This window comes from Bradyrhizobium sp. B124 (genome assembly GCF_038967635.1).
In the GTDB taxonomy this organism is placed as follows: Bacteria; Pseudomonadota; Alphaproteobacteria; order Rhizobiales; family Xanthobacteraceae; genus Bradyrhizobium.
On record NZ_CP152413.1, the window covers coordinates 4,845,490 to 4,858,074 of the forward strand.

General features: G+C 64.8%; 12 protein-coding genes. 7 read left to right on the forward strand and 5 right to left on the reverse strand.

Annotated elements, in window-relative coordinates; genetic code table 11:
- Positions 1-125: 125 nt before the first annotated feature.
- Positions 126-545, reverse strand: coding sequence for a hypothetical protein (locus AAFG13_RS23160; protein ID WP_342708317.1), 420 nt, complete (start codon positions 543-545; stop codon positions 126-128).
- A 280-nt stretch (positions 546-825) separates the two neighbouring features.
- Positions 826-1,560, reverse strand: a complete 735-nt coding sequence (locus tag AAFG13_RS23165; RefSeq protein WP_342708318.1) for a DUF2470 domain-containing protein — start codon at positions 1,558-1,560, stop codon at positions 826-828.
- Between the two features lie 238 nt (positions 1,561-1,798).
- On the opposite strand from AAFG13_RS23165, the gene AAFG13_RS23170 reads away from it, so the two are divergent.
- The 5 genes from AAFG13_RS23170 (at position 1,799) to AAFG13_RS23190 (ending at position 5,795) form a co-directional block, all read left to right on the forward strand.
- Positions 1,799-2,500, forward strand: a complete 702-nt coding sequence (locus AAFG13_RS23170; protein WP_016843287.1) for a response regulator transcription factor — start codon at positions 1,799-1,801, stop codon at positions 2,498-2,500.
- 110 nt (positions 2,501-2,610) lie between these two features.
- A complete protein-coding gene (locus AAFG13_RS23175; protein ID WP_342708319.1) occupies positions 2,611-4,419 on the forward strand; it encodes a sensor histidine kinase in 1,809 nt (602 codons plus the stop codon).
- Positions 4,416-4,856 (forward strand): HPr kinase/phosphatase C-terminal domain-containing protein, encoded by a 441-nt coding sequence (locus AAFG13_RS23180; RefSeq protein ID WP_176534018.1) that lies wholly within the window; start codon positions 4,416-4,418, stop codon positions 4,854-4,856. The genes AAFG13_RS23175 and AAFG13_RS23180 overlap by 4 nt, the downstream gene beginning before the upstream one ends.
- A 214-nt stretch (positions 4,857-5,070) precedes the next feature.
- Positions 5,071-5,472: a PTS sugar transporter subunit IIA gene (locus tag AAFG13_RS23185; protein ID WP_021076632.1), complete on the forward strand. Its 402-nt coding sequence runs from the start codon at positions 5,071-5,073 to the stop codon at positions 5,470-5,472.
- Positions 5,469-5,795, forward strand: coding sequence for an HPr family phosphocarrier protein (locus AAFG13_RS23190; RefSeq protein WP_342708320.1), 327 nt, complete (start codon positions 5,469-5,471; stop codon positions 5,793-5,795). The genes AAFG13_RS23185 and AAFG13_RS23190 overlap by 4 nt, the downstream gene beginning before the upstream one ends.
- Before the next feature lie 217 nt (positions 5,796-6,012).
- On the opposite strand, the gene AAFG13_RS23195 is transcribed toward AAFG13_RS23190, so the two are convergent.
- The 3 genes from AAFG13_RS23195 to AAFG13_RS23205 all read right to left on the reverse strand — a co-directional run bounded on the left by AAFG13_RS23195 (position 6,013) and on the right by AAFG13_RS23205 (position 9,927).
- Positions 6,013-7,626, reverse strand: coding sequence for a glycosyltransferase family 39 protein (locus AAFG13_RS23195; RefSeq protein WP_342708321.1), 1,614 nt, complete (start codon positions 7,624-7,626; stop codon positions 6,013-6,015).
- A gap of 174 nt (positions 7,627-7,800) precedes the next feature.
- Entirely contained in the window at positions 7,801-8,568 is a 768-nt protein-coding gene (locus AAFG13_RS23200) for a M15 family metallopeptidase (protein ID WP_342708322.1), read from the reverse strand.
- The gene (locus AAFG13_RS23205) at positions 8,569-9,927 is read right to left on the reverse strand and encodes a YARHG domain-containing protein (RefSeq protein ID WP_342708323.1); all 1,359 of its coding nucleotides are present in this window, start codon (positions 9,925-9,927) and stop codon (positions 8,569-8,571) included.
- Positions 9,928-10,088: 161 nt separating this feature from the next.
- On the opposite strand from AAFG13_RS23205, the gene lepA reads away from it, so the two are divergent.
- Positions 10,089-11,900 (forward strand): translation elongation factor 4, encoded by a 1,812-nt coding sequence (lepA, locus tag AAFG13_RS23210; RefSeq protein ID WP_176534022.1) that lies wholly within the window; start codon positions 10,089-10,091, stop codon positions 11,898-11,900.
- Between the two features lie 207 nt (positions 11,901-12,107).
- Positions 12,108-12,440, forward strand: coding sequence for a hypothetical protein (locus AAFG13_RS23215; RefSeq protein WP_212317040.1), 333 nt, complete (start codon positions 12,108-12,110; stop codon positions 12,438-12,440).
- The last annotated feature ends 145 nt before the right edge of the window (positions 12,441-12,585 follow it).

Consider the following 12,585-nt stretch of genomic DNA (forward strand, 5'->3'; position numbering starts at 1 on the left):
TCCGCCGCGGTGACCGTCATCAGAACAATATAGCCTCTCGGCCCCGGTCCGGCGACCTAATAGTGGGGATCGCCGGGCTTGCCAAGCCAGTCGAATGGCTTTTGGTTTATTCCAAGGCGGGCACATCATTGGGCGCAAATACCGCAGCGCGAAACGCTTTCGCTTTGCTTTCGCTTTCTCGTTGTTTTCGCGGCGATCGGGCGACGTTTCGTCGCCATTCCCGCTGCGAGCAAGGCGTTGCGATGCACAAAGAGTGCCAGCGATTGGCGTGTGTCCGCGCCGGGCAACGCAGCAGGCATGGAGAATGCCGGGTATGCGTTTCGCGCTGAGGGTGTGTCGTTGCGATGGACCGCCGCGAGTTGACGCTGCGCCGCAGTGCCAAGCCTGTCGTCCACGATCGTGTTGCACGCGGATAGCACCACTGGGCCGGCGTTGAGCTGCATTCGATCGAGCTCAATACGCCATCGTCGAAGCTGGATGATGACAATGCCCGGCAGCAGCGAATGTTCCGCAACGCGCGCTGCGTTCGGCGGCAACAGGATCACTGATCGAAGCGAGCGATGGTAACGCAATCACCGCGTTGCACGTGCGCGTCAGCGGTTGAAGCTCGCGATCCGAGCGATTCTCCGGAGCAGCAACGCCGGAAATTCTCGCAACCGGCATCGCGCCCATCGGCGATGATATCACCGCCGGCACGAAATGATCGCGCTGTCAGAGACGCAGCACCCGGCCTCGGCAAGCGCGCGCGGAGCCGCACCGTGCGACACCATGCCTCGTTGGGTGCAGCGCCGCCGTTCGGCGCCGGCAGGGCGTGCTCCCTCCCACTTATCCCTTGGCGCGCGCCTCGCCGGCGAGCCGCACCAGCATCTTGCGCAGCTCGGTGCCGTTGCTGACACGCTCCGGGAAATCGAGCCGCAGGGTGTCGCGGCCGGCCTGCATGTCCATGCCCTCGGGGTCGCAGCCGGTGCACAGCCAGTCGGCACTTGGCGCGCCGAGCAGCCGCGTGGCGTAGAGGTTCATGGCCTCGCGGTGATCCTCGTTCATATGCGCCACCGCGCCCGGCTCGGCCTCCAGCAGCGCTCCGGCACCACCGAGGTCGGTCAGAAACTGCGCAGGCTTGAGGTCGACAATCCGGCCGAACCCGGCGACCAGATGGGCGTCGCTCGGCCGGATCACGAAAAACGAGAAATCATTAAATTCTACAAAGGCTTCCGCCGATGGATGAGCGCCAAGGTAGCGCCGGCGGACGAGCTCCTGCTCGGCTTCCGCGACCTCCTCGGCTCGGCCGGCCAGCATGATCCGGGCGCCCTCCAGCGGATCGCCCTCGGCGCGCTCGTCCAGCATCAGCGACACCCGGTCGTCGGCCAGGATATTCCTGGTGTGCAGCGCCAGCCGGGAAATCAGCAGGATCGGCGAGCCGTCGGGGTGGCTGGCCAGATTGACCAGCGAGCAATAGGGATCGCCGGAGCCGGCCATCAGCGTGGCGAGCGCGCCCTGGCGGCTGCGGCGGAGCAGGGAGCGGGCAAGGTGGGCGGGGTCGAAGTCGGCGGTCGGTTGCATGGGCCTATCAGGTCATTTTGGAGGCGAATCGGGCCGGTTCCCGTTGAAAAAAGGATCTTTTCTCACGGTCTCAGGGTGCTATATGGGGGTCCAACGCGTGGGTCGCAGAGCGTTTTGCGGAACTCGGTCACACTTCAGCCCAGCTTGCATTGCTCGTTGACCGCGTTCGAAGCCCATATTCTACGGCGAGTCGCCAGAGTGCCCGCCGTCTAAACCACTCTCATTGTGAAAGCAGCTCATGCCCACAATCGCCTTGGTCGACGACGACCGCAACATTCTCACGTCGGTCTCGATCGCGCTCGAAGCCGAAGGCTATCGCATCATGACCTACACGGACGGTGCGTCGGCGCTGGATGGATTTCGCACGTCGCCGCCCGATCTTGCGATCCTCGATATCAAGATGCCGCGCATGGACGGCATGGAAACGCTGCGCCGGCTGCGCCAGAAGTCCGACCTGCCGGTGATCTTCCTCACCTCGAAGGATGAAGAGATCGACGAATTGTTCGGCCTGAAGATGGGCGCCGACGATTTTATCCGCAAGCCGTTCTCCCAGCGCCTGCTGGTCGAACGCGTCAAGGCCGTGCTCCGCCGCGGCCAGCCGAAGGATCCGACCGCCGCACCGAAGGAGCCGGATGCCCGGGCGCTCGACCGCGGCCTGCTGCGGATGGATCCGGAGCGCCACACCTGCACCTGGAAGAACGAGCCGGTGACGCTCACCGTGACCGAATTCCTGATCCTGCAGGCGCTCGCCACCCGCCCCGGCGTCGTGAAGAGCCGCAACGCGCTGATGGACGCGGCCTATGACGACCAGGTCTATGTCGACGACCGCACCATCGACAGCCACATCAAGCGGCTGCGCAAGAAGTTCAAGGTGGTCGACGACGATTTCGAGATGATCGAGACGCTATACGGCGTCGGCTATCGCTTCAAGGAAGCCTGATCTGCGCTTCCCGGGCGGCTTGTTAACTGACAGGCCCCGCACGGCTGGGGTAAGCTCGGGCGAGGACCTGCTTCGCGGGACGACATCCATACCAACCGGCAGCTTTGCCAGTGCTTGATCGAACGCAGCTCGAGCAGGGACTGAACACCGAGGACGCGTCACAGCTCCTCGATCAAGAGGCCGTGGCCGACGATTTGGCGCGCGACAAGGGCTGGCGCCGTCCGCTCGGCTGGGTGCGCCGCGCCGGTCAGTTCTTCTTCGCGCTGTCGTTCTCGAGCCTGACGCGCCGCATCGTCTCGCTCAACCTGGCCGGCCTCGTCGCGTTGGTCGCCAGCATCCTCTATCTCTCGCAATTCCGCGCCGGCCTGATCGAGGCGCGCACGCAGAGCCTTCTGGTCTATGCCGAGATCATTTCGGAGGCGATCGCGGCGTCTGCGACCGTCGAAGGCAATACCGTCACCATCGATCCCGACCGGCTGCTCGACCTCAAGCCCGGCGAGAGCTTCGGTCAGCCGGATGAATCGGCGGATTTCCCCATCAATCCCGAGCGCGTCGCGCCGACCCTGCGCCGCCTGATCGCGCCGACCAAGACGCGGGCCCGCATCTTCGACCGCGATGGCGGCCTGATCCTCGACAGCCGCAACCTGTTCGCGCGCGGCGACGTGCTGCGCATGGAGCTGCCGCCGCCGTCTGAGAAGCCGTCGCTGTATGAGAAGACCAAGGCCACGATCAAGACCTGGCTCAACCGCGGCGACCTGCCGACCTACCGCGAGCTCGGCCCCGAAGGCGGCAAGGGCTATTCCGAAGTCGCGCAATCGCTCGAGGGCATGAAGGGCAGCGCGGTGCGCGTCACCGATCGTGGCGCGATCATCGTGTCGGTTGCCGTTCCGGTGCAGCATTTCCGCGCCGTGCGCGGCGCATTGATGCTGACCACACAGGGCGACGACATCGACCAGCTGGTGATGTCGGAGCGACTCGCCATCCTCAAGATCGGCGGGGTCGCATCCACCGTCATGATCATGCTGTCGCTGCTGCTGGCGAGCACGATCGCGGGCCCGGTGCGACGGCTCGCCGAAAGCGCCGAGCGCGTCCGCAACCGCATCCAGACCCGCGTCGAGATTCCCGACTTCACCGGACGCCGCGACGAGATCGGGCATCTCTCGGGCGCGCTGCGCGACATGACCAACGCGCTCTACAGCCGCATCGAGGCGATCGAGATGTTCGCCGCCGATGTCGCCCATGAGCTGAAGAACCCGCTGACCTCGCTGCGCTCGGCGGTCGAGACGCTGCCTTTGGCGCGCAACGAGAACAGCCGCGCGCGGCTGCTCGCCGTGATCGAGCATGACGTCAAGCGGCTCGATCGCCTGATCTCCGACATCTCCGACGCGAGCCGGCTCGACGCCGAATTGCAGCGCCAGGATATGGCACCGGTCGATCTGCGCCGGTTGCTGACCACGTTGACCAGCGTCGCCAACGAGACCCGGCTCGGCCACGACGTCACCGTCGAAGCCCGCTTCGAGGGCCGCGGACCGACCGACACGCTCTCGGTGCCCGGCCATGATTCCCGGCTCGGCCAGGTGATCTCGAACCTGCTGTCGAACGCGCAATCGTTCTCCAAGCCGGGCGACAAGGTGCGCATCATCTGCCGCCGCACCCGCGGCGAGGTCGAGATCGTGGTCGACGATGACGGGCCCGGCATCGGCGAGGACGCGCTGGAGCGGATCTTCGAGCGCTTCTACACCGACCGCCCGCACCAGGGCTTTGGCCAGAACTCCGGCCTCGGGCTTTCGATCTCCAAGCAGATCATCGAGGCGCATGGCGGACGCATCTGGGCCGAGAACCGCGCGGGCCCCGCGGACGAAGACGGCAAGCCCACCGTCGCCGGCGCGCGTTTCGTGGTCAGGCTGCCGACACTATGAGCGACAATTCAAGCGTGCACGCATCCGCCGTTCTTGTCGGCGAGCGTGCGGTGCTGATCCGCGGCCCTTCGGGCGCGGGCAAGTCGCGCCTGGCCTTCGATCTGATTCTCGCCGGGCGCACCGGAGCGCTTCCGCCGGCCATTTTGGTGGGGGATGACCGTGTCCATCTCGACACAGCCGGCGAACAATTGTGGGTTCGCCCAGCACAGCAATTGGCCGGTCTGATCGAGATCCGAGGCCTCGGAATCCGCCATTGTCCATTCGCAGGCGAGGCCGTGGTCGGCTTGATCGTCGACCTTGCTGCCGACGATGCCGAGCGGCTGCCGCCGCCCGAGGCGCTCAAGATCCGCCTAAATGGTGTTTCAATACCGCGAATTCCCGTGCCGGCTGGCTTCCAACCCCTGCCGCTGGTTGTCGCTGCGCTGACGACAACCTGAAAGTTCATGTTCCCGTAATCTTGCGGCCAATTGTGAGAAGGGAATTGGTAACCATATCACATCCACTATCGCGTCGGATTTTGCCGGCGCAGCCTCCCCTCTCTACCGCCAGGAACCGGGAGACTAGCCAAGATGCCCTCTTGCGCAGGGCCTCTGGATGGTCAAAGTGGCGCGTTCGTGCGGTGCACCAAAGGGCGCCCGCGAGGAGTTTCCGATGATTGGTCTAGTGCTGGTGACCCATGGGCGCCTTGCTGACGAGTTTAGAGCCGCGCTCGAACACGTCATGGGTCCGCAGAAACAAATTGAAGCAATTACGATCGGGGCCGAGGACGATTCCGATCTCTGTCGAAGCGACATCATCGAGGCGGTGAATCGCGTCGATAGTGGCGACGGCGTTGCGATCCTCACCGACATGTTTGGCGGCACGCCGTCGAACCTTGCGATCTCCTGCATGAGCCGCCCGAAGGTGGAAGTGCTCGCGGGCATCAATCTTCCCATGCTGGTCAAGCTTGCCAAGGTTCGCGAGGAGCGTTCGCTGCCCGACGCGATCGCGATGGCGCAGGAAGCCGGCCGCAAATACGTCACCATTGCCAGCCGCGTTCTCGCAGGCAAATGAGCGGCGAGGCCCGGGGCGAAAACCATGTCGGCCCGGGCGTGCCGGCGGGCGCCATCTCGCGCGAACTCCTGATCGTCAACAAGCGCGGCCTGCACGCGCGGGCATCAGCCAAGTTCGTCCAGCTGGTCGAGCGCTTCAACGCCGAGATCTGGGTGACGCGCGGCAGCGAAACTGTCGGCGGCACCTCGATCATGGGCTTGATGATGCTGGCCGCAGGGCCCGGCACCACGGTCGTGGTCTCCGCGAGAGGCGACGAGGCGCAGCAGGCGCTCGAGGCCATCGCCGAGCTCGTCGCCAGCAAGTTCAACGAAGAAGGCACGTAAGCGCCGCCTCGCGCGCTACGCCAGGCGAAAGCCTCTCCCCGTCATCCCCGCGCAAAGGCTTCGCCTTTGTCGCTGGAGGTGCGAGCGGAGCGAGCCTCGAAGGATGCACGGCCCTGCCGGTGGCCGTCGATCCTTCGAGGGCCGCTGAAGAAGCGGCTACCTCAGGATGACGGAAGCGGCACTGATGACGGAAACGGCGCGGCACTAATGCCCAGCGTTACTTCGCCGGCGGCACCAGATAGACCTTCCACACCGTCGACGGGCCGGGATGACCGTTGAAGAAGCGCATGGTGTTCATCACCAGCGGCTCGGCATCCCTGGCATGCTCGGCCATCCATGCCTCGCATGGCTGCAGGAACACCGGATCGGTGGTGTCGCAGACGCCGATGAAGCCGAGACGCTTGGCTTCGTCGAGCGACGTCAGCCCCGACGACCACGCTTCGCCCGGCACCAGCGAGGCCGGATGATCCGGACTGTAGAACGTCATCGGCTCGCCGATGTCGGAGCGTGCGACGACCACCGCCCAGCGTGAATGGAATCTGTCCTGCCAGGTCTGGGTGAGCTCGCGCGCCAATTCAGAGCGCGCGGCGTAGGTCGAGCCGCCGACACGGTTGGAGGCGATCTCCTGCGTGGCGATGCTGGGCGCGGCGATCAGCGTGACGATCGTGGCCACGAACCACACCGCCGTGATCGAGAACAGCGCCATTCGCGGGAAGCGCAGCGAGGGAATCGCAACCAGCGCCAGCGGCACCAGGAAGAACAGCGGGATGCCCCAATCGGTCTTGATGTAGACGGTGAACGCCAGCGCTCCGAGCGGCGGCCCGATCGCGACGATCAGTTGGATGATCCAGATGTTGAGCGCCTGCGGAAGATTGACGGCCGGATTGGGTCCGCGCGACCAGATCCGCGCCAGCACGTCCGACGGCCGCCACGGCACCGACCCCAGCAGCAGCGCCACAAGGCCCAGCACGGTCGGAATCGCGAGCAGACCGAGATTGTGCACGATGTAACCGATCACGAGCTGGACGTTGAGCTCGCGGCTCGACAGCGCGTAGACGTCGCCGGCATAGGTGAACGGCACGAAGTTCACCTCCTCCAGCCACACCAGATGCGGGATCATCGTCACGATCATCGTGCCGATCGCAACCCATGGCGCCGGCGAGCGCAGGAATTGCATCCGCTGCGGATGGATCAGCGCGGCAAGCCCGACGGCGCCGATCATCGTCACCACCCAGTATTTGGTCATCAGCGCCAGCATGCCGGCAAAGCCGAGCCAGAGCCCCGATTTGAAGCTGCGCTTCTCGAACGCGTTCAGATAGGCCAGCACCAACAGCGGCAACGGCACCAGCTGCGCGAGGTCGGCGTTGTATTTGAAGCCCTTGAAATTGAAGATCGGGTAGAGCGCGAGCATCACCACCATGAAGAACGCGCGGCGGCGATCGACGACGCGCAGCGCGATCAGCCAGCACACCACCAGCGCGAAGCTGACGGTTGCCATCGCGAGCGCATAGGTCGACCAGTTGGTGACCGGGAAGATCCTGAACCAGACCCCCGCGATCCAGCCCGACAGCGGCGGATGCTTGCCGTAGCCGAGCAGGAAGCGCTGGCCCCAGGCATAGGCCTCCGCGACATCCATATGGACGTCCTGCGCAGCCTTCAGCTTGACCAGGATCAGCGTCCACAGCACCGCGTGAACCAATGCGAAGCCGATCACCAGCCACAGGCTGGTCTTGGGATCGGTGGCGCGCGAGGCAATCCAGGCGGCGATCCGCCGGATCGTCAGTCTGCGGGTCGTGCGCCTTGCGGCAGGGAGGGTGGTGGCGGTCGACATGGCCTGTGCCTGAGGCATGACCCGGAAACGTGGAAAGCGGTTTCCCGGAAGGATCATGCCGAATGGAAGCGGAAGGAGCGATGAGTGAGTGCTCACCAGCATTTCATCGCGCTTTAGCGCGTTTTTGTGGCCAGTGTAATCAGCTTGGCGTGAGAATGCCTCAAGCCGGCCTGCTCACTTTTCGAGAAGCTCCGGCCGATACTCGAAATGCATGGTATCGTAGTGATACCACTTGCCGCCCCAGATGAAGCCGTGGCGCTCGAAAATGTCGACGATCTCGCGCGGCATCCGGTTCTTGTAGGGGATGGTTTTGCCCTTGCCCGCCCACAGCCAGTAGTCCGAGACCTTCAGGTTGAGGTCGATCGCGGCCGCGTAGCCATGCATGCTCATCCGCCCGGTATCGGCGACGCCGCGACAAGATAGCACACCCGCGATCGGAAAGGCCGCGGCGCGCAGCGCCGGATCGAGCGCGTCGATCTCGGCGGAGACCTGCTTCAGACGCTCGGCGACGCCGTTGACCCGCGTAACCTGAACCGGCTTGCCCCAGGATCGCGGTAGCCAGGTGATCGTCACCAGGTTCCGCCTGACCTCCGCCGTGTTGCAGTCACCATACATCTTCTTGAAGAAGGCCTCGTTGCGGAAGCGGCCGGGATCGACGTCCGGGGCCGGCGGCGCCGATGGTCCGGACGGATAGGGCTGCCGCATCTGGTCGAGGATCGACGCATTGCGCAGCATCTGATCGAATGGCTTGTCGGAGACGCCGTCGTCGACCGGCATCACCGTGCCGTCGCGCCAGGTGATCGTGGTGTCGTCATGGCCGGACAGCGCATCGGGATAGGCGCGCACCAGGCGGTCGAGCAGTTCGCTATTGCTCTGAGCGTGCGCAAACGGCGGCAGCAGCGCCAGCAAGGCAACGATGCAGGCCGTGCCGCGCGCGGCCATTCAGCGCTTCCAGGCCTGATCGATCAGCGCGACATTGGCCTCCTCGATCGCGTTCAGCTTCGGATTCCAGCTGTTCGGCGCATACCAGGGGAAGCGCGCGAAATACGCCTTGAGATCGGCGGAATCGAAATAGCGTCCCCTGCGGGCGAAGATCTCGTTGCGCGCGATCCGCAGCTCGTCCCGTGACAGCCGCCGCAGATCGGCAGGCGTCAGCAGACGCCGGTCGGAATCCGGGAAGATGAATCCGCTCGGCGCAGCGCCGCCACCGGATTCGAAGCGGTCGATCAGCGCGACATTCGCGCTCTCGATCGCATTGAGCGGCGGATCCCATGAGCGGGGCACGTACCATGCGAACTTGCTGAACCGCGCGGTCAGGTCGGGCGCGTTGAAGTAGCGTCCGCGCCGCGCGAAGATTTCGTTGCGCGCGATCCGCAGATCGTCCTTGCTGAGCACCCTGAGATCACTCTCCGACAGCAGGCGGCTGTCGGAATCCGCAATGATGAAGTCCGATTGCGTGCGCACCACCGGCGGCGCCGACGGCGGCACGTTTTGCTGCGGCGGTATCACCGTCGCCGGCGGATCAGCGGTCGCAACCTGCGCCGCTGTGTTGCCGGCGAAATAGAACGAGCCGTCGATCGGCGAGGTCGAGACCCAGGGCTGCTGCGCGCTGCCGGTCGCGCGCTTGACGATGAGGCCGACCTGATTGAACGCCTGCAGCACGTCGAGCCCGGGCTTCTGCATGGTGTCGACCAGAGCGCGCGTGTAAGGGCTGTGGCCGTCATCGCCGTCGAGCGCGACGTTGCCCGGCTGGGTCGCGTAGGACAACAGCGTGCCCTCCGGCGCGCGGATCTGGGCGAGGCCGCCGTCGGCGGCGCGCAAGCCGCGCCCGCCGAACGGATTGTTCCGGCAGGCATCCAGGATGACGATATTGAGACGCGTGCCCGCGCCTTCCATCTGCCGTAGCACTAGGCCGACATCGACCATCTGGAAATCGACATCGGCCTCGCGCACAGGGTTCGCAGAGACCGGCACCAGATAATTCGTTCCACGCACCTGGATGCCGTGGCCGGCGTAATAGAACAGCGCGACGTCGGCGCCCATCAGCTGGCTGCCGAAGCGCTGGATCGCGGCATCGAAACCGGCCTTGTCCAGATCGACCTGGGCCTGCCCGCCGACCAGCGCAAAGCCCAGCCGCTGCAGCGTGCCGGCCACGAGCTCTGCATCGTCCTTCGGATTCTGCAGCCGCGACACATTCTGATAGGTCGAATTGCCGACCACCAGCGCGACACGCTTGTCGGCGGCCGCCGGCGCTGCGAACAACATTGCGAGCAATCCGGCGGCGAGAAGGGTCCAGCGCATCGTCAGATCCACGGTTTTGGGCCGAAAGACCTAGCAGAAACGTGCCCGAAAATCGATCACGGCAGATCTGACTGAAACACAGCCGTGATTCGCCGTCACATCCCTGCAAAATACCGCAATATGGTTGCCCGTGCGGGGGTGCGGATGCTATCCCGCGCCCCATGACAACTGCCCCGATTTCGAACATCCGCAACTTCTCCATCGTCGCCCATATCGACCATGGCAAATCGACCCTTGCCGACCGCCTGATCCAGATGACGGGCGGCCTGTCGGATCGCGAAATGGCGGGCAAGGAGCAGGTGCTCGATTCGATGGATATCGAGCGCGAGCGCGGCATCACCATCAAGGCGCAGACCGTCCGGCTGAACTACCGCGCCAAGGACGGCAAGGATTACATCTTCAATTTGATGGACACGCCCGGCCATGTCGACTTCGCCTACGAGGTCTCGCGGTCGCTGGCGGCCTGCGAGGGTTCCCTGCTGGTGGTCGACGCCAGCCAGGGCGTCGAGGCGCAGACGCTCGCCAACGTCTACCATGCGCTCGACGCCGGTCACGAGATCGTGCCGGTCCTGAATAAGGTCGACCTGCCCGCGGCCGAGCCCGAGAAGGTCAAGCAGCAGATCGAGGACGTGATCGGCATCGACGCCTCCGACGCCGTGATGATCTCGGCCAAGACCGGCCTCGGCGTACCCGATGTGCTGGAGGCCGTCGTCACCCGCCTGCCGCCGCCGAAGGGCGACCGCGACGCGACCTTGAAGGCGCTGCTGGTCGACAGCTGGTACGACGTCTATCTCGGCGTGGTCGTCCTGATCCGCGTCGTCGACGGCGTGATGAAGAAGGGCAGCCGCATCCGCATGATGGGCACCGGCGCGGCCTATGACATCGAGCGCGTCGGCTTCTTCACGCCGAAGATGCAGCAGGTCGAGGAACTCGGCCCCGGCGAGATCGGCTTCATCACCGCGGCGATCAAGGAAGTGGCCGATACGAGAGTGGGCGACACCATCACCGACGACAGGAAGCCGGTCACGGAAATGCTGCCGGGCTTCAAGCCGGCGATCCCGGTGGTGTTCTGCGGCCTGTTCCCGGTCGACGCCGACGATTTCGAGACGCTGCGCGCGGCGATGGGCAAGCTCAGGCTGAACGACGCCAGCTTCTCCTTCGAGATGGAAACCTCCGCCGCGCTCGGCTTCGGCTTCCGCTGCGGCTTCCTCGGGCTGTTGCATCTGGAGATCATCCAGGAGCGGCTGTCGCGCGAGTTCGACCTCAATCTGATCGCGACCGCGCCGAGCGTCATCTACAAGATGAAGCTGACCGACGGCACCGAGCTCGAGATCCACAACCCGGTCGACATGCCCGACGTGGTCAAGATCGCCGAGATCGAGGAGCCGTGGATCGAGGCCACCATCCTGACTCCCGACGAATATCTCGGCAGCGTGCTGAAGCTGTGCCAGGACCGCCGCGGTGCGCAGAAGGAGCTGACCTATGTCGGCTCCCGCGCGATGGTGAAATACGACCTGCCGCTCAACGAGGTGGTGTTCGATTTCTACGATCGCCTGAAGTCGGTCTCCAAGGGCTACGCCTCGTTCGACTATCATCTGACCGACTACAAGCCGGCCGACCTGGTCAAGATGCAGATCCTGGTCAACGCCGAGCCGGTCGACGCGCTGTCGATGCTGGTGCATCGGACCCGCGCCGAGGGCCGCGGCCGCGCCATGGTCGAGAAGATGAAGGAGCTGATCCCGCCGCACATGTTCCAGATCCCGATCCAGGCGGCGATCGGCGGCAAGGTGATCGCGCGCGAAACCGTGCGCGCGCTGCGCAAGGACGTCACCGCGAAGTGCTACGGCGGCGACATCACGCGCAAGCGCAAGCTTCTGGAGAAGCAGAAGGAAGGCAAGAAGAAGATGCGGCAGTTCGGCAAGGTCGACATCCCGCAGGAAGCCTTCATCGCCGCGCTCAAGGTGGATAGCTGAGGCGCCGTCTCGAACTGCCGCCGGCTTGACGACAGGCACGCCAGTCCCGCCCTAACCGAAAATATCGAAAACAACCCCATGCAAAGTAGCCGGAGGTGGATAGCTGACGCGCTGCCGCCCGCGCGCCTGTTGCTCATTCTTGTCCCGGCAACAAAACGCACCATGATTTGAATCGCCACGACGCGGCCGCCCGACTAAGCTTCGATCATGTTGCGCATCCTGTCTCTCTCGATCGTCATCCTCGCACTGCTGCAGCCGGACCTGAGCGCGGCCGCTTCCTCGAAGAAGCGGCAGACCGCCCGCTGGCATGGCTATGGCTTCCTGCCCGGCTACCGGCAGCCGCCCAACGAGACCATTCCGGTGCTCGGTCCGCGCGGCGCCGCCCGCGGCTATCCAGACTTTTCGCCGGAATATTACTATGGCGGGGATTGGCACTATTTCGGCCGGCCCGGCTTCCATGGCGGCGGGCGCTACAATGGCGGCAGCTACGGCCCGTGCTGGAGCTGGACGCCGATCGGACGGGCCTGGAATTGCGGCTAGCGGTGCGTCGCTGCGACATCCTGCGCATGCAACGCACGATCCGCTGATCCCGGAATGAGAGGCATGTTGCCCGTCATATTGCCCCTGGACCCCGGATAGGCCACCATCCTCCCTGCGCGCACCACAACGAACAACAGCGCCGGGG